General features: G+C 64.2%; 20 protein-coding genes. 4 read left to right on the top strand and 16 right to left on the bottom strand.

What is annotated here, in order from left to right; genetic code table 11:
• Positions 1 to 554 precede the first annotated feature (554 nt).
• The 9 genes from F3J20_RS26680 to F3J20_RS26640 all read right to left on the bottom strand — a co-directional run bounded on the left by F3J20_RS26680 (position 555) and on the right by F3J20_RS26640 (position 8,221).
• Positions 555 to 1,073, bottom strand: coding sequence for a DUF2778 domain-containing protein (locus F3J20_RS26680; RefSeq protein ID WP_167285186.1), 519 nt, complete (start codon positions 1,071 to 1,073; stop codon positions 555 to 557).
• A 462-nt stretch (positions 1,074 to 1,535) separates the two neighbouring features.
• Positions 1,536 to 2,924 (bottom strand): replicative DNA helicase, encoded by a 1,389-nt coding sequence (locus F3J20_RS26675; protein ID WP_167038539.1) that lies wholly within the window; start codon positions 2,922 to 2,924, stop codon positions 1,536 to 1,538.
• Between the two features lie 154 nt (positions 2,925 to 3,078).
• Positions 3,079 to 3,531, bottom strand: coding sequence for a 50S ribosomal protein L9 (gene rplI, locus F3J20_RS26670; RefSeq protein ID WP_167038541.1), 453 nt, complete (start codon positions 3,529 to 3,531; stop codon positions 3,079 to 3,081).
• 27 nt (positions 3,532 to 3,558) lie between these two features.
• Positions 3,559 to 3,834, bottom strand: a complete 276-nt coding sequence (gene rpsR / locus F3J20_RS26665) for a 30S ribosomal protein S18 (protein WP_167038543.1) — start codon at positions 3,832 to 3,834, stop codon at positions 3,559 to 3,561.
• Positions 3,835 to 3,836: 2 nt separating this feature from the next.
• Positions 3,837 to 4,136: a primosomal replication protein N gene (priB, locus tag F3J20_RS26660; protein WP_167038545.1), complete on the bottom strand. Its 300-nt coding sequence runs from the start codon at positions 4,134 to 4,136 to the stop codon at positions 3,837 to 3,839.
• A 69-nt stretch (positions 4,137 to 4,205) separates the two neighbouring features.
• Complete coding sequence (gene rpsF, locus F3J20_RS26655) at positions 4,206 to 4,580, bottom strand: 30S ribosomal protein S6 (RefSeq protein ID WP_167038547.1); 375 nt, start codon at positions 4,578 to 4,580, stop codon at positions 4,206 to 4,208.
• Between the two features lie 338 nt (positions 4,581 to 4,918).
• Entirely contained in the window at positions 4,919 to 6,058 is a 1,140-nt protein-coding gene (locus F3J20_RS26650; protein WP_167285184.1) for a zf-HC2 domain-containing protein, read from the bottom strand.
• The gene (locus F3J20_RS26645; RefSeq protein ID WP_167285190.1) at positions 6,048 to 6,965 is read right to left on the bottom strand and encodes an RNA polymerase sigma factor; all 918 of its coding nucleotides are present in this window, start codon (positions 6,963 to 6,965) and stop codon (positions 6,048 to 6,050) included. Before F3J20_RS26645 ends, F3J20_RS26650 begins: the two co-directional genes overlap by 11 nt.
• A 341-nt stretch (positions 6,966 to 7,306) precedes the next feature.
• Positions 7,307 to 8,221: a substrate binding domain-containing protein gene (locus tag F3J20_RS26640; protein WP_167285183.1), complete on the bottom strand. Its 915-nt coding sequence runs from the start codon at positions 8,219 to 8,221 to the stop codon at positions 7,307 to 7,309.
• 213 nt (positions 8,222 to 8,434) lie between these two features.
• On the opposite strand from F3J20_RS26640, the gene gcl reads away from it, so the two are divergent.
• On the top strand, positions 8,435 to 10,210 hold the full coding sequence (gene gcl, locus F3J20_RS26635; protein ID WP_167038555.1) for a glyoxylate carboligase: 1,776 nt from the start codon (positions 8,435 to 8,437) through the stop codon (positions 10,208 to 10,210).
• On the opposite strand, the gene F3J20_RS32460 is transcribed toward gcl, so the two are convergent.
• Positions 10,194 to 10,316 carry a hypothetical protein gene (locus F3J20_RS32460; RefSeq protein ID WP_275691487.1) on the bottom strand — a complete coding sequence of 41 codons (123 nt, stop codon included), beginning with the start codon at positions 10,314 to 10,316 and terminating at the stop codon, positions 10,194 to 10,196. The genes gcl and F3J20_RS32460 overlap by 17 nt on opposite strands.
• 81 nt (positions 10,317 to 10,397) lie before the next feature.
• Between F3J20_RS32460 and hyi the strand changes: the two genes are divergently transcribed.
• Both hyi and F3J20_RS26625 read left to right on the top strand, forming a co-directional pair.
• Positions 10,398 to 11,207, top strand: a complete 810-nt coding sequence (gene hyi / locus F3J20_RS26630; protein WP_167285181.1) for a hydroxypyruvate isomerase — start codon at positions 10,398 to 10,400, stop codon at positions 11,205 to 11,207.
• A 75-nt stretch (positions 11,208 to 11,282) separates the two neighbouring features.
• Positions 11,283 to 12,194, top strand: a complete 912-nt coding sequence (locus F3J20_RS26625) for a 2-hydroxy-3-oxopropionate reductase (RefSeq protein ID WP_167038559.1) — start codon at positions 11,283 to 11,285, stop codon at positions 12,192 to 12,194.
• A 542-nt stretch (positions 12,195 to 12,736) separates the two neighbouring features.
• Here F3J20_RS26625 and F3J20_RS26620 read toward each other — a convergent pair.
• The 6 genes from F3J20_RS26620 to F3J20_RS26595 all read right to left on the bottom strand — a co-directional run bounded on the left by F3J20_RS26620 (position 12,737) and on the right by F3J20_RS26595 (position 19,413).
• Complete coding sequence (locus tag F3J20_RS26620; RefSeq protein ID WP_167285179.1) at positions 12,737 to 13,780, bottom strand: asparaginase; 1,044 nt, start codon at positions 13,778 to 13,780, stop codon at positions 12,737 to 12,739.
• A gap of 179 nt (positions 13,781 to 13,959) precedes the next feature.
• Positions 13,960 to 14,886 (bottom strand): CysB family HTH-type transcriptional regulator, encoded by a 927-nt coding sequence (locus tag F3J20_RS26615; RefSeq protein ID WP_167038562.1) that lies wholly within the window; start codon positions 14,884 to 14,886, stop codon positions 13,960 to 13,962.
• 153 nt (positions 14,887 to 15,039) lie between these two features.
• A complete protein-coding gene (locus tag F3J20_RS26610; RefSeq protein WP_167285178.1) occupies positions 15,040 to 16,098 on the bottom strand; it encodes a sulfate ABC transporter ATP-binding protein in 1,059 nt (352 codons plus the stop codon).
• Positions 16,099 to 17,271, bottom strand: a complete 1,173-nt coding sequence (gene cysW, locus F3J20_RS26605) for a sulfate ABC transporter permease subunit CysW (RefSeq protein ID WP_205299381.1) — start codon at positions 17,269 to 17,271, stop codon at positions 16,099 to 16,101.
• Positions 17,268 to 18,227: a sulfate ABC transporter permease subunit CysT gene (gene cysT, locus F3J20_RS26600; RefSeq protein ID WP_240158753.1), complete on the bottom strand. Its 960-nt coding sequence runs from the start codon at positions 18,225 to 18,227 to the stop codon at positions 17,268 to 17,270. Before cysT ends, cysW begins: the two co-directional genes overlap by 4 nt.
• Before the next feature lie 139 nt (positions 18,228 to 18,366).
• Entirely contained in the window at positions 18,367 to 19,413 is a 1,047-nt protein-coding gene (locus F3J20_RS26595) for a sulfate ABC transporter substrate-binding protein (protein WP_167285176.1), read from the bottom strand.
• 312 nt (positions 19,414 to 19,725) lie between these two features.
• Here F3J20_RS26595 and lexA point away from each other — a divergent pair, with 312 nt between their 5' ends.
• Positions 19,726 to 20,376 (top strand): transcriptional repressor LexA, encoded by a 651-nt coding sequence (gene lexA, locus F3J20_RS26590; protein WP_167038568.1) that lies wholly within the window; start codon positions 19,726 to 19,728, stop codon positions 20,374 to 20,376.
• The last annotated feature ends 63 nt before the right edge of the window (positions 20,377 to 20,439 follow it).

The following is a 20,439-nucleotide window of genomic DNA, read 5'->3' as shown; positions in this document are numbered from 1 at the left end:
CTTGGTGATTGCCTCCATAGCGTACTCTTGCCGGGGAGGCGGGGGCGACCATCCCATTAACACAGTCCTATGCCTACCCGTTAGTTTAAGCGGGAGACTGTGTCCGGCGATTCAGGGGGCCGCTCCATTCATTTGCTTGATTATCGCGTGGACAATCGCGAAGGAACTGTTCAAAGAGTGGCGGATTTCCGCTCGGAAGTTCTTCGAGCGTCAGCGACGCGAACCCGGCTGGATCGTTGACTTCCTTCGAGCCTGTCGAAAGCTCTTCACGCATCTGTAAATGACGAAGCCCGCACAATGCGGGCTTTTGCATAACGCGGCTCTATTTCGAGCGATACCACCGCCATAGCTTCATGATCGCCATATAGAGCAATGCGGCAACGAACAGATTGACTATTAAGAGAAGTGGTACGAATAGGTCGTCGGGGTCGCTAATTCCAAGCTGATTTGCCGCGTTCAACCATGCAACCCTATCGCTTTCAGTCGGTGGGGGCGGGTGAACGTAGGCCAATGAGATGCGGAACAGCACGCAGAATAGAGCAACCTTGAAAAGCCTACGGGCAAGTGTTGCCATAGGTCACTACCTCAATTGTTCCATATGCATGAAGCCCTGAATTACGGAGGGGGATAGTTTCGGTACGTAGCAAGGCACTCCGAATAATCGAAAAATCGACATGGCTTGGCATAGTAATGCATCCGAGCGAAACACCTAACCCACCTGCCGGATGCAATCGGAAATTCCCCCTCTCTACACCATTTACCCACGTCACGTCATCAATCGCACCATCATCGCGATAGAGCCCGAACCATTCGCGATGGTCTACAGGTGTCCATATCGAGGATACAGCGACATCTTTTAATGTAGTCCACGCCTGCGATCTGAATCCGCCCTTGGGACGATCTACGATCCAATACTTGCCGACCGGAATCGGTCCGTTCTTTGGAACATCCGTACAGCCGCCGCGATTCATGTATTGCTTGTTTCCAGAATATGCTCTAAAGGTGCCGATCCCAATAATATCGAGCTTACACATTTCCTGGTTATCTACTACAAACTTGCCAGTAAGAGCCATTATTCAACTATTCCCGTTGGTGAAACGCCCACGGTAGCGGCAAGGACGGGCAGCGGGCAATCAGACGATTCTTAATCCGTGCTGTCGATCTGTGTGGGGTTAGAGGCTTTTCTGTGGCCCGCTACTTTTCAGAATTGTCCGATTGCCTTGTAGAAGCAGCAGGATACCAGGCCAGCATGGAAAAGTACGGAAAACAGAAAAACGCAATAGGAGCGATTCTATTTCACTTTTCGCCACTTTCTTAGACTTTTCAAGGTCTTAGAAATGAAAAAACGCGCTGTAGCTTCCTACAACGCGTTCTTTTTTCGGCTCATTTGCCCTCGGTGGGCATGAAACGACCGAACATTGGGATCCCGAAAATTGGTCACGTAATGGCTGACATAAAACCGCCATATTGTACCGTTGTGTCACCAATGCCGCACTTTATGACGGCGCCGTTACAACAACGGCGCCGGGTGCGCGTCACTCGCCGCCGTAGAAATTCTGCGCACCGGCAAAGTTGTCGAATTTCGTGTATTGGCCGTGGAACGTGAGCCGAACGGGACCGATCGGACCGTTACGCTGCTTGCCGATGATGATCTCCGCGGTGCCCTTGTCGGGGCTGTCGGGGTTGTACACCTCGTCGCGGTAAATGAACAGGATCACGTCCGCGTCCTGTTCGATAGCGCCCGATTCACGCAGGTCCGACATGATCGGCCGCTTGTTCGGGCGCTGTTCGAGACCGCGATTCAGCTGCGACAAGGCGATCACGGGTACGTCGAGTTCTTTCGCGAGGCTCTTCAGCGAACGCGAGATTTCCGAGATTTCGGTCGCCCGGTTTTCGCCGGACGACGAGCCGCTCATCAACTGCAAATAGTCGATGATGATGAGGCCGAGCTTGCCGCACTGGCGCGAAAGCCGGCGCGCGCGCGAGCGCAACTCCATCGGGTTCAGGCCGCCGGTTTCGTCGATGAAAATCTGCGCCTCGCTCATTTTCTGCACCGCGTGCGTGAGCTTCGGCCAATCCTCGTCGGTCAGACGCCCGGTTCGCATGCGGTGCTGGTCGAGCCGGCCGACCGAGCCGAGCATACGCATCGTGAGCTGCGTGCCCGGCATTTCCATCGAGAACACCGCGACCGGCAGCCCGTACTCCACGGCGACGTATTCGCCGATGTTCATCGAAAACGCCGTCTTACCCATCGACGGACGACCCGCGACGATGATCAATTCGCCGCCGTGCATGCCCGAAGTCATGCGGTCCAGATCGACGAAGCCGGTTGGCGTGCCGGTCACGTCACTCGGATTGGCGGTGTGATAGAGCGTGTCGATCCGCTCGACCACTTCAGTCAGCAACGGCCCGATTTCGAGGAAGCCCTGTGTGCCGCGCGCGCCGTCTTCGGCGATCGAAAACACCTTCGATTCGGCTTCGTCCAGCAGTTGCCGGACTTCCTTGCCTTGCGGGTTGAACGCGTCGGCGGAGATTTCGTCAGCAACCGACACGAGCCGGCGCAGCACCGCGCGATCGCGCACGATTTCCGCATAGCGGCGAATATTGGCCGCGCTCGGTGTGTTCTGCGCGAGCGCGTTCAGATAGGCGAGACCGCCGACCTCCTCCGCCTTGCCCGAGGTGCCGAGCGCTTCGTACACGGTAATCACGTCGGCCGGACGCGTGGCCGCGATCAGCTTGCCGATATGTTCGAAGATGATGCGGTGGTCGTAGCGGTAGAAGTCGCTTTGCGCGAGGAAGTCGGCGATGCGGTCCCACGCCGCGTTATCGAGCAGCAGCCCGCCCAGCACCGATTGCTCGGCCTCGATCGAATGCGGCGGGACTTTCAGCGACTCGAGTTGGGGATCTTTCGACGGTGCGTTCATGGGGTGGAATTATCGGGCAATCCGCCGGTTGCGGCGAGCGGAAAAACAGACGGAACGGAAAGAGCCGATATAAAAACCGGCATAAAAAAAGCAGGGGCCGGTCACCCGGCCCCTGCTTTTCGCCAGCAACGTCCTGGCTGATCCTACATGATGCTTAGACGTGCTCGCCGATCACGGCCACCGTCACATCGACGAGAACGTCGGTGTGCAGCGAAACCTGGACAGCGTGCTCGCCAACCATCTTCAGCGGGCCTTCCGGCAGACGCACTTGCGCCTTTTCCACTGCGAAGCCTTGCTTGGCCAGTGCTTCGGCCACGTCGGCGTTGGTCACCGAACCGAACAGACGGCCGTCGACACCAGCCTTCTGATTGATCTGAACCGTCGAGCCAGCCAGCTTCTCGCCTTGAGCCTGAGCGGCAGCCAGCTTTTCAGCGGCGATCTTTTCGAGTTCCGCGCGACGCACTTCGAATTCGGCCAGCGCTTCCTTCGTTGCACGACGGGCTTTCTTGTTCGGGATCAGGAAGTTACGTGCGTAACCGTCCTTAACCTTCACGATGTCGCCGAGGTTGCCCAGATTGACGACTTTTTCCAGAAGAATGATTTGCATTCGGATGCTCCTTATCGCGTCGTCGGGTTAGGCCTTGTGCTGGTCGGTGTACGGCATCAGCGCGAGGAAACGCGCGCGCTTGATAGCCGTGTCCAGCTGGCGTTGATAGTGAGCCTTGGTACCCGTGAGACGCGCCGGCGTGATCTTGCCGTTTTCGCCGATGAAGTCCTTCAGCGTTTCGATGTCTTTGTAGTCGATGTTTTCGACGCCAGCAGCCGTGAAACGGCAGAACTTCTTGCGCTTGAAGAGCGGGTTCTGTTGCTGACGACGCTTGTCGAATTTCTTACCAGTCGGGCGGGGCATGATTAGTCCTTTCCAATGTCCTGCAATGCTGTGATATGAAATACCAGAGTTCTTGCGTTGCGGTGCTTCTTGGCCAGAAAGCCGGTGAAGAGCGTTTCCACGCCCATCTGGCAGCTTTCGAGCTGACCGCTCGCTTCGCCCGCGGCCACCGCCTGCATGGTCAGTTCGACCTGGCGGGCAATGCCCGCTTCGACGACTTCCGTGCGGTGATGCAACGTGCAGCTGGCAATCGGAACGCCGGCGGGGGTATACCGCACCGGTTCGCGTTCGACGACGCTCGCCGTGAGTTGCAGCCGGTTCATGTACCTGGGTATGCCTTCGTGTACGTGAGCGACAGCGACGCTGGGGTCTGGTAGCTTAAATAGTGTGTCTTAAGCCTGCGCTTCGGTCGGCTGAGCGGCTGCCGACTTCTTGGCTTCTTCGCGCTGCACTTCCTTCATCATCGGCGACGGGCTGGTTTCAGCCTTCTTCATCTTGACGATAAGGTGACGCAGAACGGCGTCGTTGAACTTGAACGCATGTTCCAGCTCGTCGAGCGTGGTCTGGTCGCATTCGATGTTCATGCAGACGTAGTGAGCCTTCGCGAGTTTCTCGATCATGTAGGCCAGTTGACGACGGCCCCAGTCTTCGACGCGGTGGACCTGACCACCGTGCGACGTGATCGTGCCCTTGTAACGCTCGATCATGGCGGGCACCTGCTCGCTTTGATCGGGATGCACGATAAAGACGATTTCGTAATGACGCATTACACACTCCTTGTGCTGACTTTTGGATTGAAGCCGCCCGGGCGTCGGAACCGGTGCGGCAAGTGAGAAGCCAAAGAGTATAACCAGAATGGGGCCGGGTTGCAAGATATTCCGCCGATTCGGCAAGCGAATCGGGAGTGTTTTCAAGAGCTTAGGAGGGTTGACCGAGAGGCGTGGGTGAAAAACATCGTGGCGGAGTGGCTCGGTGCGATGCCAGGCGCCACTGCGCAGACGGCGGGGCCGGCGGCCTGCGCGGTGAGAACCGAACGCTTGCCTCGGCAAAATTCGCCCGGGCGCGCCCTCTTTTGCCGGCTTCTGCGTCTCCCCGCCGTGGCCCCCTAACCGGCCTCCGTGCTCTCGCTGCCGCTCTGCAAGCGCGCCTTCAGCGCGGCTTCGAGGCCGCTCAGCGCGTCGGGCGCGGCATCGGAGATCGCCCACCAGGTCATGCCTTGCGCGTCCCAGTGCGCGATCGAATAGCCGTCGTGGCCGAGCACCGCAGCCATCGCGCCGTCGGCCCCGCGCGCGGCGCCTTGCGGGAACACATACACGTCGATCACGTGCTTGCGATAGCGGTACACGAGCACCGCGACCCGCTGATGCGCGATGTAATCGAGGCGGCCGCCTTCGAGCGCAAAACCGCTCGCGGCGAGATCCTCGACCGGCGGCGAATAATCGAGCCGACCGTTGAACCACGGCTTGACCGTATGCCGGTCCGTCGAAATCACGTCGATGTCGCGGCCCGATACCTGTGCCCGGACATGGCTTTCCACGAGTTCGTCGATGAACGGCGAGAATTGGGCGTCGGCGGGACGGTGCAGATTCAGCGTGAGGATCGCCGCGGCCGCACACAACGCAATGGCGAGCGCGACGAGCCCGCCGCGCACGGCCACGCGGTTCACGCCGCCTGCAGTGGCGGGACGACCGAAGCCGCCCCAGCCGTCTGCGCTACCCGAACCGCCTGGGCCACTCCAACCTCCGGTATGGCCTCGACCACCTGAGCCGGCGGAACCGAGCAACCCATCGAGCCACGCGGACCACCACGCCACGCCCCGCCGACGTCGAGGTTCCTTCGCCGCATTGGGCGCATTGGGCGCATTGGGCGCATTGGGCGCATTGGGCGCATTGGGCGCATTGGGCGCATTGGGCGCATTGGGCGCATTGGGCGCATTGGGCGCATTAGCCGCCCCGTCAGCCGGCATGCCTTCAACCATCTGCGCCCCAGCCTCAACCCGATCCGCCACCCCGCGCCCCTCATCGAGCGCAGCCGGCAAGCCGGCGACAATCCGCGCCCGCAGCGACGATGGCGCCCGATGATACGGCGCCGCGCGCAACGCTCCCCGCAACGCGCGCAGGTTTTCACTCGCGCGCCGGCAATCGTCGCAGCTCTCGATATGCTGCTGGACCCGGCGCGCATCGGGCGCCGGCAATTCGTGATCGGCATTCGCATCGAGGAGCGGCCGTGCTTCGTTACAGTTCATCCGGCGTCTCCTGAGCTGGGTCCGCGGCCGTGCCGGGAATCTCGAGGGGCCGGCCGTCCACGAACGCCCGGAGCTGTGCAACCGTCGCGCCGGCAGCCGACGCGCGCGGCGTGAACGATGTGGCGCGCTCCTCGCCGTCTCGTCCCGTGCGCGTGGACTGCGCATGCGGATCGTCTGGTATTGCGAACGGCGGCGCTCCCGCATCGGCAGTCAAACCGGCGGCTTTGCCCGGCTCGCCCCCCATGAGTTCAGAACACCGCGCGGGCTCGCGCGTGTCCGGCGCACTCCGCGTATCCCTGCGCACCGCGCCCCGCTCCCCCCTCAACATCTCGGCTAGCTTGCGCCGGCCGCGTGCGAGCCGCGACATCACCGTGCCGATCGGCACGTCGGCAACGAGCGCGATCTCGCGATACCCCATCTCCTCGAGTTCGCGCAGAATCAGCACCTCGCGATACTCGACCGGCAGACGCGCGAGCGCGTCATGCACCTGCCTCGTATCCTCGTCGCGGATCAGCAGGGTTTGCGGATCGTCGCCGCCCGCGCTCCAGCCGTCGAAAGTCGCGTCGTCCATTGTTTCGTCGAATTCGAGCATCTCGTGCGACGGCGCACGCCGCCGCCATTCCGTGTACCAGGTGCGGCGCACGATCGCGAGCAGCCACGGCCGTGCGGAATCGCCGCGAAACGTATCGAAAAAACGGAACGCGCGCATGAAAGCTTCCTGCACGACGTCCTCGGCATCGTGGGCGTTGCCGCACAGCCAGCGCGCGAGGTTGTACGCGGCGTCGAGATGCGGTAGCGCCAACTGCTCGAAGCGACGGCTTCGCACGGTATGGGCATCGGTGTCGGCGCCGGCATCGGCATCGGCTGCGCCGCGCGCGCGGGCGGAGTCTGGATCGGTCTGGACCACGTGGGCCCTCCAAGGGCATTGCGGCTGCGTAGGTCGTGCGATTGGGGTGCGACAGGGGCGCGCCGGGGTCGCGAACGGGCCTCGGCTGGAGCGCGCTCCGGTGCGACTGGCGCGCTTATCGCTGCGCGCCGAACCGCACGGCTCGCGCGGCGTCATGCGGCAAAGCCGTACGACCAGGCCACGCGACCAAACCACGCCCCGCCGCTCCCGCAACAGCCAAAACCGCATGCGCTTCGCCGTGCCTCACGACGCCCCTTTCATCGCATAACCCGCCGCACGCCGAGTTTATTCCCGCCCCATGGCACAAATTCGCAAAAAGACCGGCGCGGCGCGCTGGCAGGCTAGTAAGACGGCCGGTTCCAATAGTCGTCGCTCGCGTACACGTCCTTCAGGTAGTCGATGAAATAGCGCACGCGTGCCGGCACGTAGCGCTGCTGCGGATAGACCGCGAGGATGTCGTAATCGGGCAGCGCGTACTCGTCGAGCACGGTTTCGAGTTCGCCGCGCGCGAGCTGCTGCTGGATTTCCCAGGTGGAGCGCCAGCCGAGCCCGAGCCCTTCCGAGACCCAGCGGTGCAGCAGTTCGCCGTCGTTGCAATCGAGCGTGCCGCCGACGCGCACCGTCGCGAGCTTGCCGTTGCGGCGGAAATACCAGCCGCGGTTCTGCCCGCCTTGCAGATTGAACGCGAGGCAGTTGTGGGCCGGCAGGTCTTCGAGCGTCTTCGGCTTGCCGTGACGGCGGAAATACTCGGGCGTGCCGCACACCACACGCCGGTTCGAGGCGAGCTTCACCGCGACGAAGTTCGGATCGACCGTGCCGCCGATGCGGATCGACAGGTCGTAGCCCTCGCGCACCAGATCGACGACCCGGTCGGTCAGGTTGAACGACATCTGCAACTCGGGCTTGCCCGCGAGAAACGCCGGCGCGAGCGGCGCGACGTGCTTGCGGCCGAACGCGGCCGGCGCCGACACGATCAGATGGCCGTTCACCGCGCGGCGCCCCGCGCTCAGTTCGTTTTCGGCCTGATCCCATTCGCTGAGGAGGCCCCGGCAGCGTTCGAGAAACGCGGCGCCGTCCTCGCTGACCACGAGCCGCCGCGTCGTGCGGTACATCAGCTTCACGCCGAGGCGCTTTTCGAGCGCGTCGATGCGGCGACCGAGAATCACCGGCGACACGCCCTCTTCGAGCGCCGCCGCCGCGAGACTGCCCGCATCGGCGACGCGCACGAAGGTTTCGATCTGTTTGAAGCGGTCCATGCCTGTCTCCTACCCGTCTCCTACCCGTTTTCCACCTGTCTGCCGCCCGGTTGCTGCCGGCTGTCGCCGGCCCTCCGTCGGGCTTCACGCCATTCAATACTTTTTGTTTCGAAATAAGCGACCCGAACTGATCTTATCAAACCTTTAGGTCAGGCCTAAAGTGCATCTCAACAGACTTTGGTTTGCCCATTTCCAGACATTGAGGAGACATTCATGGCCAAAATGAGAGCCGTCGACGCCGCCGTGCTGGTGCTCGAAAAAGAAGGTATCGATACCGCGTTCGGCGTGCCGGGCGCCGCGATCAACCCGTTCTACTCGGCGATGCGCAAAGCCGGCGGCATCAGCCACGTGCTTGCGCGCCACGTCGAGGGCGCCTCGCACATGGCCGAAGGCTACACGCGCGCTCGGCCGGGCAACATCGGCGTGTGCATCGGCACCTCGGGGCCTGCTGGCACCGACATGATCACCGGTTTGTACTCCGCCCAGGCCGACTCGATTCCTATTCTGGCTATCACAGGCCAGGCGCCGCGCGCGCGTCTCTACAAGGAAGACTTCCAGGCGGTCGATATCGAATCGATCGCCAAGCCCGTCACCAAGTGGGCCGTGACCGTGCGCGAGCCGGCGCTGGTGCCGCGCGTGTTCCAGCAGGCGTTCCATCTGATGCGCTCGGGCCGTCCGGGCCCGGTGCTGGTCGATCTGCCGATCGACGTGCAGCTCGCCGAAATCGAATTCGACATCGACACGTACGAACCGCTGCCTGTCTACAAGCCGAAGGCGACGAGAAAACAGATCGAAGCCGCGCTCGCGCTGCTCAACGAGGCCGACAAGCCGCTGATCGTCTCGGGCGGCGGCGTGCTGAACGCCGTGGCCGAAGACCTGCTCGTGAAGTTCGCCGAAACGGTCGGCGTGCCGGTGATCCCGACGCTGATGTCGTGGGGCGCGATTCCCGACGACCATCCGCTGATGGCCGGCATGGTCGGTCTGCAGACCTCGCACCGCTACGGCAACGCGACGATGCTCGCCTCCGACTTCGTGCTCGGCATCGGCAACCGCTGGGCCAACCGCCACACCGGCAGCGTCGACGTCTATACGAAGGGCCGCAAGTTCGTGCACGTCGATATCGAACCGACGCAGATCGGCCGCGTGTTCGGCCCCGATCTCGGCATCGTCTCGGACGCGAAGGCCGCGCTCGAACTGTTCGTCGACGTGGCGGGCGAGTGGAAGGCCGCGGGCAAGCTCAAGGACCGCAGCGCATGGGTTGCCGATTGCCAGGAGCGCAAGCGCACGATGCTGCGCAAGACGCACTTCGACAACGTGCCGATGAAGCCGCAGCGCGTCTACGAAGAGATGAACCAGGTGTTCGGCCGCGATACCTGCTACGTGAGTACGATCGGTTTGTCGCAGATCGCCGCGGCGCAATTCCTGCACGTCTACAAGGCGCGCAACTGGATCAACTGCGGCCAGGCCGGCCCGCTCGGCTGGACGATTCCGGCGGCGCTCGGCGTGCGCGCGGCCGATCCGCAACGGCCGATCGTCGCACTCTCGGGCGACTACGACTTCCAGTTCATGATCGAGGAACTCGCGGCCGGCGCGCAATTCAAGCTGCCGTACGTGCATGTGGTCGTGAACAACTCGTATCTCGGGTTGATCCGCCAGGCGCAGCGCGCGTTCGAGATGGACTACTGCGTGCAGCTCGGCTTCGAGAACATCAATTCGCCGGAGACGAACGGCTATGGCGTCGATCACGTGGCGGTGGCCGAAGGTCTCGGCTGCAAGGCGATTCGCGTGTTCAAGCCCGAAGAGCTGAAACCGGCGCTGGAGAAGGCGCAGTCGATGCTCGGCGAGTTCAACGTGCCGGTGATCGTCGAAGTGATTCTCGAACGCGTGACCAATATCTCGATGGGCACCGAGATCGACGCGATCAACGAGTTCGAGGAACTGGCCGAAAGGCACGAGGACGCACCGACCGCGATCAGCCTGCTGGACTGAGACCGGGCCTGAGTTTGAGCCGGCCGCGCTCGCGGCGGCCGCCGTCACCGCCGTAGCTGTAGCGCACGCGATGCATGCCGCGCGCGAGGGCCGGGGTCGTTCGCATGAAACGCCCCGCCCTCGCCGCGCGAGAACCGCGCGCGCGATTCCCCTGACCGCCCTGACCGACCAGAGAGACACACGCACCATGCCGAAATTTGCAGCGAATCTGACGATGCTGTTCAACGAAGTGCCGTTCCTCGACCGTTTCGCGGCCGCGGCCAACGCCGGCTTTCATGCCGTCGAATTCCTGTTTCCGTATCCGTATTCGATCGCCGATTTGAGCGACCGTCTGCAGCAGAACCGCCTGAAGCTCGTGCTGCACAACCTGCCCGCGGGCAACTGGGACGCCGGCGAACGCGGCATCGCGTGCCTGCCCGATCGGGTCGGCGAGTTTCGGGAAGGCGTCAACCGCGCGATCGAGTACGCCAGCGCATTGAAGGTGCCGCAACTGAACTGCCTCGTCGGCATTCCGGGCACGGGCGTCGATGCCGACACCGCGCGCGCGACGATCGTCGGGAACCTGCGCTTTGCCGCGGCCGAACTGAAGAAAGCCGGCATCCGCCTGCTCGTCGAGCCGTGCAACTCGTACGACATTCCGGGCTTCGCGCTGAACCGTTCGCGCGACGGGCTCGACGTGATTCGCGAGGTCGGCTCGGACAATCTGTTCCTGCAATACGACATCTATCACATGCAACGGATGGAAGGCGAACTCGCCGCGACGATCGAAAAGAACCTCGCGCAGATCGCGCACATCCAGCTTGCCGACAACCCCGGGCGGCACGAACCGGGCAGCGGCGAAATCAACTACCCGTATCTGTTCGCGTTGCTCGACTCGCTCGGCTACGACGGTTATGTCGGCTGCGAATACAAGCCGCGTGCGACGACCGAGGCCGGCCTCGGCTGGCTGCACAGCGTGGCCGGTCAATCGCGCGGCGCGGCGCACGCGGCGGCCTGAGCCTGCTTCGGTTTCCTCATGGTCCCCTGAAGCGGCCTGACGCACGCCTCCCTATCACCCTGGAGATTCAGACACATGGCAAAGATCGGTTTCATCGGCCTCGGCATCATGGGCGCGCACATGGCGCGCAACCTCATCAAGGGCGGTCACGCGCTGTTCGTGAACGGCGCGTATCCGGTGCCGGACGACATCGCGAAAACGGCCAGCGTGGCCGCCAGTTCGACCGCCGTCGCGCAGGCCGCCGACATCGTCATCATCATGGTGCCGGACACGCCCGACGTCGCCAACGTGCTGTTCGCCGACGACGGCGTCGCCGCCGGCCTCACGCGAGGCAAGCTCGTGATCGACATGAGCTCGATCTCGCCGCTCGACACGCAGGTATTCGCGAAAAAGATCAACGCGCTCGGTGCCGACTATCTCGACGCGCCGGTATCCGGCGGCGAAATCGGCGCGCGCGACGCGACGCTGACGATCATGGTCGGCGGTCCCGAGCAAGCCTTTGCGCTGGCGAAACCGCTGTTCGAGCTGATGGGCAGGAACATCTCGCTGATCGGTGAGAACGGCGCGGGCCAGACCTGCAAGGTCGCGAACCAGATCATCGTCGCGCTGAACATCGAGGCGGTGGCCGAAGCGCTGCTGTTCGCGTCGCGCTCGGGCGCCGATCCGGAACGCGTGCGCCGCGCGCTGATGGGCGGCTTCGCGTCGTCGCGGATTCTCGAAGTGCACGGCGAGCGCATGACGAAGCGCACCTTCAACCCGGGCTTTCGCATCGAGCTGCATCAGAAGGACCTGAACCTCGCGCTCGACGGCGCGCGCAAGCTCGGTATCGCGCTGCCGCATACCGCGAGCGCGCAGCAACTGTTCAGCGTGTGCGCGGCGAACGGCGGCAAGGCGTGGGATCACTCGGCGATGGTGCGCGCCCTCGAAATCATGGCGAACCATGAGGTCGCGCAGGCGCCGGGCGGTGAGGAAGCGAAGGCGGCCTGAGGTTCCGGTTTTCGCGGTTGAGCTTGCCGGCGGTTGTTGCTGGCTATTTATTGCCGGCTATTCGTGGCTATTGCCGGTTGCCGACGACGGTTGCCAATGACGGTTACCAATCGCGGCCGACTTCGGCCCGCCGCCCGGCATCGGCGGGCGGCGTCACGGCAAGCACAGGTGGGGCGCCTGTTGGTCGCGCGGCAGCTTCGGCTGTCCGCGCGGCGCAATGGGCAAATCGTGCCGCTCTGGGCTGAGAGCGGCAAGTGGGGTCCGCAGCGGCACCCGGCGAAGGCGGGGAAGCCTTGGTCGGTCAGACGTCGTCGTCGGGTGTCCGGCTGTCGGATCGGTTGTCGTGGCGATTCTTTGAGCGGGTTTCCCGCGCTCTGCCAAACGCCGCGTTGACGACAGGAATCACAATCCTGGACTCTACTTCGGGTCGAGCGGCCATCCGCTGGAACCGTCGTCACATCGCTGCAGGCGGCACGCGTTGCCGATCCGACGCCTGATCGGCGCTCACCGGCTCGCATCGGCTCACACCGCCGGGCCGTCAATCAATACGTATCGAACACCTTCTGCAGCGCGGCCGGCGCCGTATGGCCCGCGCCCAGCGCCAGCATCAGCAGCACCCGCGCCTTGTACGGATTCAGCGAACCTGCGCTGACGAAACCGAGCGCGTCGTCGGCGGCCGCGCCGTTGCGCATCACGTGGCCCGAGCCGACGCGCGACGCGCGCACCACCGCGACGCCGCGCGTCACCGCCTCGGCCAGCGCCTGCTGCAGCGTCTGATGGATCGAGCCATTGCCCGTGCCCGCCACGACGATGCCGCGCACACCGGCCGCGACGAGCGCATCGACGGCAAGCCGCGAGACGCCCGCATAGCTCGCGACGATCTCCACATGCGGCCACTGCGCGCCGCTCGCGAATTCGCTCGCGAGCGTATGCGCGCGCACCACGCCGCGCTGAAATTCGACGCGGCCGTCCTGCACCCAGCCCAGCGCGCCGATCTCCGGCGACTGGAACGCGTCGACCGCATAGGTGCTCGTCTTGACGACGTCGCGCGCACTATGAATGCGGTTGTTGAACACCACCAGCACGCCCTGCCCGCGCGCCGACGCATGCCCGGCCACCGTCACGGCATTCAGCAGATTCAGCGGACCATCGGCCGACAACGCCGAGGCCGGCCGCATCGCCGCGGTCAGCACGACGGGCTTGTCCGACTTGACGGTCAGATGCAGCAGGTAGGCGGTTTCTTCGAGCGTATCGGTGCCGTGCGTGACCACGACGCCGTCGACGTCCTCGCTCGCGAGCAGCGTGTCGATGCGTTGCGCCAGCGTGCTCCATAGCGGTAGCGCCATGTCCTTGCTGTCGACGCTGGCGATCTGCTCGGGTGCGATCCGCGCGACCGCGGACAACGCCGGCACTGCCGCGAGCAACTGCTCGACGCCGACGACGCCCGCCTGATAGCCCGAGGTATTGGCCGCATCCGCGGCCGCGCCGGCGATCGTGCCGCCGGTCGCGAGCACGGCGATGCGCGGCAGCGACGGCGCCGCGCCGTGGCCGGGAGAAACCGGCGAAGAGGAAGTGGAAGTATTCATGGCGGCGATTGTAAGCGATGCGCCAGCCGCCGCCATGTATGGAAAACCGGGAGCCCGCAAGGCTTGAGCGGCGCGTGCGGGTGTCGTGAGGGCATTAGGCGATGGGCATCATGAAGGCATCACGCGGGCGCCGCGAAGACGCACCCCAGTCTCAAGGACCCGGCGCCTTCATCGCCCGCTCACACCGCCTCGCGCAACTGCGCCGCGATATCGGCCTCGCTCAACTGCGGCGCGAACATTTCGATCAGCCGGTACGCGTAGGCGCGCAAAAACGCGCCCTTGCGCAAGCCGACGCGCGTCGTGCTGGCCTCGAACAGATGCTGCGTGTCGAGCGCGACGAGTTCGGTGTCGCGTTTCGGATCGTAGGCCATCGCCGCGACCACGCCGATGCCCATGCCGAGTTCGACGTAGGTCTTGATCACGTCGGCGTCGATCGCGGTCAGCACGACGTCGGGCAACGCACCTGCTTTCGCGAACGCCTGGTCGATATGCGAGCGGCCCGTGAAGTCCTGGTCGTAGGTGACGATCGGGAATTCGGCGATCTCGTCGAGCGTCAGATTTTCGCGGCCCACGAGCGGATGCCCCTTCGGCACGACCACCACGTGATGCCACGAATAGCACGGGAACGTGACGATGTCGGGGAAGCGGTCGAGCGCTTCGGTCGAGATGCCGATGTCGGCCTCGCCGTTGATAATCATCTGCGCGATCTGCTGCGGGCTGCCCTGGCGCAGCGCCAGATGCACCTTCGGGAACACCGAGGTGAACTGCCGGACCACCTTCGGCAGCGCGTAGCGTGCCTGCGTGTGGGTGGTCGCCACGACCAGATGGCCGCTGTCCTGATCCGCGTACTGACGCGCCACGCGGCGCAGATTCTCCGCGTCGAGCAGCATCCGCTCGATCAGTTGATGCACGGCCTTGCCCGGCTCGGTCAGGCCCGTGAGCCGCTTGCCGCGGCGGATGAAGATGTCGACGCCGAGTTCGTCCTCGAGATCCTTGATCTGTTTCGACACGCCCGACTGCGACGTGTACAGCACGTTCGCAACCTCGGTCAGGTTCATGTTCTGCCGCACGGCCTCGCGCACGAAGCGCAATTGCTGGAAATTCATCGATGTGTCTCCGGTTCAGCCAGAGTTGAGTTATGTTGAGTTATTGAAGCCGATTTGCAGTCACCGCTTTGAAGCCACTCACCCGGCGCAACCGCCGGGTCCGGCCGATACGTTGCTCTCCTGTCATGCGCGCCGCGCGGCGGCGCCCCCCTCTCACTGCGCGGGAAACACGCGCAACGCGCGCGGCACCGCGGTCACGCCATCGCCGACCGCCAGTTGCAGATCGCGCCACGTCTCGCGATCGAGTTCCGCTTCGAGCAGATTGCCCTCGCCGCCCGCGAGTTCGACGCGCACCGAACCGCCAAGCGTCACGACGCGCTGCACGTCCACCACGATACCCTCGCGATGCCCCGCCGTCTGCGGATACAGCTGCAGATCGTGCGGCCGCACGTAGGCGAACGCCGGCCCGCTGAAACCGGCCGTGATCGCGACCGGCAGAGCCGCACCATCGACCACGAAGCCCTGTGCGTCGACGTTGCCATGCAGACGGTTCGCCGCGCCGAGAAACTCGTAGACGAACGGCGTCTGCGGATGATCGTAGACGTCCTGCGGGCTGCCCACCTGCTCGACGTGGCCGCGATTGAGCACGACGATGCGGTCGGCCACTTCGAGCGCTTCTTCCTGGTCGTGCGTGACGAAGATCGTCGAGATATGCAGATCGTCGTGCAGACGCCGCAGCCAGCTGCGCAACTCCTTGCGCACCTTCGCGTCGAGCGCGCCGAACGGCTCGTCGAGCAGCAGCACCTTCGGCTCCACGGCGAGAGCACGCGCGAGCGCGATACGCTGCCGCTGCCCGCCTGACAGTTCCGACGGATAACGCTGCGCGAGCCAGTCGAGCTGCACGAGCCTGAGCAGCTCATGCACCTTCTCGCGAATCACGCTCTCGGCAGGCCGCTCCTTGCGCGGCTTCACGCGCAGACCGAACGCGACGTTCTCGAACACCGTCATGTGACGGAACAGCGCGTAATGCTGGAACACGAAGCCGACTTCACGCTCGCGCGCGCCGACCGCCGCGACGTCCTGACCTTGCAGCACGACCTGGCCGCCGTCCGCGTATTCGAGACCGGCGATCACGCGCAGCAGCGTGGTCTTGCCGCACCCCGACGGCCCGAGCAGCGCGACCAGTTCGCCCGGCGGAAAGTCGAGCGAGACATTGTCGAGCGCGACGAAATCGCCGAAGCGCTTGTGCAGGTGACGAACGGTGATACCCATTTACAGCTCTCCTTGCTTGAGCGGGTGTGGCTGCGACGCAGGCGTTGCGTTGGCGAAAAACGAATGAGGCGCGGACGGCGCACCGGCCGGCCGCGTGCCCGTGCCCGTGCCCGTGCCCGTGCCCGTGTCCGTGTCCGTGTCCGTGGACAACGGCACCGGCGCCGGCCCCGCATACGCGGGCACCTCGCGCGCGGCCGACAGCTCCGCCGACATATGGCGCTCGGCCAGCAGCTTGAGCCCGAGCGTGACGAGCGCGAGCAGCGCCAGCAGCGACGCCACGGCGAATGCTGCCGAGAAGTTGTACTCGTTGTAGAGAATTTCGACGTGCAGCGGCATCGTGTCGGTCTGTCCGCGAATATGGCCCGACACCACCGACACCGCGCCGAACTCGCCCATCGCGCGCGCGTTGCAGAGAATCACGCCGTACAGCAGGCCCCATTTGATGTTCGGCAGCGTGACGCGACGGAAAATCTGCCAGCCCGAGGCGCCGAGCACGTGCGCGGCTTCTTCCTCGTCGTTGCCTTGCGCCTGCATCAGCGGAATCAGTTCGCGCGCGACGAACGGGAACGTCACGAAGATCGTCGCAAGCACGATGCCCGGCACCGCGAAGATGATCTGCACGTCGTGGTCTGCGAGCCATGGGCCGAACCAGCCCTGCGCGCCGAACATCAGCACGTAAATCAAACCCGAGATGACCGGCGAGACCGAGAACGGCAGATCGATCAGCGTGGTCAGCAGCGCCTTGCCGCGAAACTCGAACTTCGCGATACACCACGACGCTGCGAGACCGAACCCGAGATTGAGCGGCACGGCGATCGCGGCGGTCAGCAGCGTCAGCTTGATGGCCGAGAGCGCATCGGGATCGGCGAGCGACGCGAAGTAAAAGCGCAGCCCCTTGGCGAGCGCCTGATAGAACACGGCGACAAGCGGCACGACGAGGAACAGCGCGAGAAACAGCAGCGCGATGCCGGTCAGCAGCCAGCGCACCGCCGGCGGCTCGCTGACCGGATCGGGCCGGCGCGGCACGCCGGGCGACGTGTTGAGTAACGTATCAGGCGAGGTGCCAAGCGAGGTGTCAAGCGACGCACTGGCGCGGGCCCGCGCGGAATTTGCGCCCTGCGCTTCGCTGGCTCCGTTCGCGTGGTTGCCCGGGTTCGTAGAACGGCCGCTCATTGCGCACCTCCGCCGACTGCCGCGACCCGCGCTGCATGGCTCGTTGCTGTGCCAGTGGCGCCGCTCGCCGCGTTGCTCACGGCGCCGCCCGCCGGCCCCTGCGGCACGGGCCCCGCGCCGCCGCGGCTCGTGCGCCGCTGCAAATACCACTGCAACGTATTGATGAACAGCAGCATCAGGAACGACACGATCAGCATCACGACCGCGAGCGCGGTCGCGCCCGCGTAGTCGTACTGTTCGAGCTTCGTGATGATGAGCAGCGACGTGATCTCCGATTTCATCGGCACGTTGCCGGCGATGAAGATCACCGAGCCGTATTCGCCGAGCGCGCGCGCAAAGGCGAGCGCGAAGCCGGTCAGCAGCGCCGGCAACACGGCCGGCAGCACGACGCGGCGAAACGTGAGCCAGCGCGACGCGCCGAGGCAGGCGGCCGCCTCTTCCTGCTCGCGTTCGAACTCCTCCAGCACCGGCTGCACCGTGCGCACCACGAACGGCAGGCCGATGAACGTCAGCGCGACCAGCACGCCGGCCGGCGTGAACGCGATCCTGATGCCGAGCGGCACGAGAAACTGGCCGATCCAGCCGTTGCCCGCATACACGGCCGCGAGCGAAATGCCGGCCACCGAGGTCGGCAGCGCGAACGGCAGATCGACGACCGCATCGACGATGCGCTTGAACGGAAACGTGTAGCGCACCAGCACCCACGCGACGAGAAAGCCGAACGCCGCGTTGATGAGCGCGCCGCCGAGCGCCGAGAAGAACGTCAGCCGATACGACGCGAGCACGCGCGGCGAGGTGACCGCGCGCACGAACTGGTCCCAGTCGAGCGTCGAGGTCTTCAGAAAGGTCGATGCCAACGGAATCAGCACCACGAGGCTCAGATACGCCACCGTGATGCCGAGTGTCAGGCCGAAGCCGGGCAATGCGCTCGGCTTGCGAAAGGTCAACGTGGTCATGCTGGATACTCGTTCAGGGTTGATGCTCGCGCGGCGGATGGCCCGCGCGCCGCCGCGCCGCGCGTTGCCTTATGTCGTCTTATGCTGCCTGATGCGGCATTGCCGCCGCGCTCGTTTTCAGGCGCGGCGGCAACCGCTGTTACTGCGGCTGATAGATCGAATCGAACACGCCGCCGTCCGCGAAATGGGTCTTCTGCGCGTTAGCCCAGCCGCCGAACGAATCGTCCACCGTGTAGAGCTTCAGCTTCGGAAACCTCGCGGTCAGCTCGGCTGGCACCTTGTTCGAACGCGGACGATAGAAGTTGCGCGCGCCGATCTCCTGGCCCTCTTCGCTATAGAGGAAGTTCAGATAGGCCTCGGCGAGCTTGCGCGTGCCATGCCTGTCGACGACCTTGTCGACCACCGCGACCGGCGGCTCGGCAAGAATGCTCGCCGACGGCACGACGATCTCGAACTTGTCCGGGCCGAATTCCTTCAGCGACAGGAACGCCTCGTTTTCCCAGGCGATCAGCACGTCGCCGATCCCGCGCTGCACGAAGCTCGTGGTCGCGCCGCGCGCGCCCGAATCGAGCACGCCCGCGTTTTTATAGAGCTTGCCGACGAACGCCTTCGCCGTCTGCGCGTTGCCGCCCGGCAGGTGCTCGGCGTACGCCCACGCGGCGAGGTAGTTCCAGCGCGCGCCGCCCGAGGTTTTCGGATTCGGCGTGACGATCGACACGCCCGGCTTGACGAGATCGTCCCAGTCCTTGATGTGCTTCGGGTTGCCCTTGCGCACGAGGAACACGATCGTCGACGTGTAGGGCGAGGCATTGTCGGGCAGGCGCTTCTGCCAGTTTTTGTCGACGAGGCCCTTGTTCGCGAGCGCGTCGATGTCGTAAGCGAGCGCCAGTGTCACGACGTCGGCCTGCAGGCCGTCGAGCACCGAGCGCGCCTGTGCGCCCGAGCCGCCGTGCGACTGCCTGAAATTGACCGTCTCGCCGGTCTTCGCCTTCCATTCCTTGCCGAAGGCCTGATTGATGTCCTGGTACAGCTCGCGCGTCGGGTCGTAGGACACATTGAGCAGCGTCGTGTCGGCATGCGCCGCCCCGCTCGCGCCGAACATGCCGAGCGCGCCCGCCGCGCCGACGGCCAATGCCGCGATGAATCGTTTCGTCCTGCCCGTAAGCCCCGTCTGCCGATGGTTCATGTCAACTTTTCTCCGCGTGATGATCCGCCTCGGCGAATCTGCTGTTGTTTTGCGTCGCGGTCACGTGCACATGAGCGCCAACCCGGAAGCCAGTCTATCGAAGCGCTTTCATCATTAAAAATAATGTTTCTTCATTTTTTAATACGCAAAAGTGGTAACGGCAGACGGGCGCGGCGCTGTAACGACCAAACAGCCGCGATGACGCCCCAAAGCGACGCCGGAACGTCCCCCGTTTCGAGAACTTAAAGTAAAGCTTGAAATGCGCCGAATACTGTATAAAAATACAGTCACCTGTTCATACATACAGTGGCCATGACAAAACTCACCGCACGACAGCAGCAGGTTTTCGATCTGATCCGCCGCGCGATCGAACGCACCGGCTTTCCGCCCACCCGCGCCGAAATCGCGGCCGAACTGGGTTTCAGCTCGGCCAATTCGGCGGAAGAACATCTGCGCGCGCTGGCCCGCAAGGGCGTGATCGAGCTCGCGGCCGGCGCCTCGCGCGGCATCCGCCTGCTGTCCGGGCAGGATGATGCGCCGCACCAGTTCACGCTGCCGCACGCGGGCCTCATGCAGTTGTCGCTGCCGCTCATCGGCCGGGTCGCGGCGGGTAGCCCGATCCTCGCGCAGGAACATATCTCGCAGCACTACGCATGCGACCCGGCGCTGTTCTCGAGCAAGCCCGACTACCTGCTGAAGGTGCGCGGCCTGTCGATGCGCGACGCGGGCATTCTCGACGGCGACCTGCTCGCGGTGCAAAAGCGCAGCGAAGCGAAGGACGGCCAGATCATCATTGCCCGGCTCGGCGACGACGTCACGGTCAAGCGCCTGAAGCGCCGCTCGAACGGCATTGAGTTGATCGCGGAAAACCCCGATTACGAAAACATCTTCGTGGCAACCGGCAGCGCGGATTTCGCGCTGGAAGGGATCGCCGTAGGGCTGATTCGCCCGAGCGAGTTCTGATTGGCTGGTACGTCCGTACCGCCAGGACCGCTCGCGCCGGTTTGTCCAACCCAAGCTGCATTT

The sequence above is a fragment of the Paraburkholderia sp. Cy-641 genome, assembly GCF_011752945.1.
GTDB lineage: Bacteria > Pseudomonadota > Gammaproteobacteria > Burkholderiales > Burkholderiaceae > Paraburkholderia.
The sequence above is the reverse complement of the archived record's forward strand: the minus strand, read 5'-3'. Positions and strand labels throughout refer to the sequence as shown.

What these genes read in the sequence shown, in the direction of transcription:
- hyi (WP_167285181.1), top strand. Translation starts at nt 10,398, where the DNA reads ATGCCGAAATTTGCAGCGAATCTGACGATGCTGTTCAACGAAGTGCCG.
- rplI (WP_167038541.1), bottom strand. Translation starts at nt 3,531, where the DNA reads ATGCAAATCATTCTTCTGGAAAAAGTCGTCAATCTGGGCAACCTCGGC.
- priB (WP_167038545.1), bottom strand. Translation starts at nt 4,136, where the DNA reads ATGAACCGGCTGCAACTCACGGCGAGCGTCGTCGAACGCGAACCGGTG.
- gcl (WP_167038555.1), top strand. Translation starts at nt 8,435, where the DNA reads ATGGCCAAAATGAGAGCCGTCGACGCCGCCGTGCTGGTGCTCGAAAAA.
- F3J20_RS26620 (WP_167285179.1), bottom strand. Translation starts at nt 13,780, where the DNA reads ATGAATACTTCCACTTCCTCTTCGCCGGTTTCTCCCGGCCACGGCGCG.
- F3J20_RS26675 (WP_167038539.1), bottom strand. Translation starts at nt 2,924, where the DNA reads ATGAACGCACCGTCGAAAGATCCCCAACTCGAGTCGCTGAAAGTCCCG.
- F3J20_RS26595 (WP_167285176.1), bottom strand. Translation starts at nt 19,413, where the DNA reads ATGAACCATCGGCAGACGGGGCTTACGGGCAGGACGAAACGATTCATC.
- F3J20_RS26640 (WP_167285183.1), bottom strand. Translation starts at nt 8,221, where the DNA reads ATGGACCGCTTCAAACAGATCGAAACCTTCGTGCGCGTCGCCGATGCG.
- F3J20_RS32460 (WP_275691487.1), bottom strand. Translation starts at nt 10,316, where the DNA reads ATGCGAACGACCCCGGCCCTCGCGCGCGGCATGCATCGCGTGCGCTAC.
- F3J20_RS26650 (WP_167285184.1), bottom strand. Translation starts at nt 6,058, where the DNA reads ATGAACTGTAACGAAGCACGGCCGCTCCTCGATGCGAATGCCGATCAC.
- cysW (WP_205299381.1), bottom strand. Translation starts at nt 17,271, where the DNA reads ATGAGCGGCCGTTCTACGAACCCGGGCAACCACGCGAACGGAGCCAGC.
- rpsF (WP_167038547.1), bottom strand. Translation starts at nt 4,580, where the DNA reads ATGCGTCATTACGAAATCGTCTTTATCGTGCATCCCGATCAAAGCGAG.
- F3J20_RS26625 (WP_167038559.1), top strand. Translation starts at nt 11,283, where the DNA reads ATGGCAAAGATCGGTTTCATCGGCCTCGGCATCATGGGCGCGCACATG.
- cysT (WP_240158753.1), bottom strand. Translation starts at nt 18,227, where the DNA reads ATGACCACGTTGACCTTTCGCAAGCCGAGCGCATTGCCCGGCTTCGGC.
- rpsR (WP_167038543.1), bottom strand. Translation starts at nt 3,834, where the DNA reads ATGCCCCGCCCGACTGGTAAGAAATTCGACAAGCGTCGTCAGCAACAG.
- lexA (WP_167038568.1), top strand. Translation starts at nt 19,726, where the DNA reads ATGACAAAACTCACCGCACGACAGCAGCAGGTTTTCGATCTGATCCGC.
- F3J20_RS26680 (WP_167285186.1), bottom strand. Translation starts at nt 1,073, where the DNA reads ATGGCTCTTACTGGCAAGTTTGTAGTAGATAACCAGGAAATGTGTAAG.
- F3J20_RS26615 (WP_167038562.1), bottom strand. Translation starts at nt 14,886, where the DNA reads ATGAATTTCCAGCAATTGCGCTTCGTGCGCGAGGCCGTGCGGCAGAAC.
- F3J20_RS26610 (WP_167285178.1), bottom strand. Translation starts at nt 16,098, where the DNA reads ATGGGTATCACCGTTCGTCACCTGCACAAGCGCTTCGGCGATTTCGTC.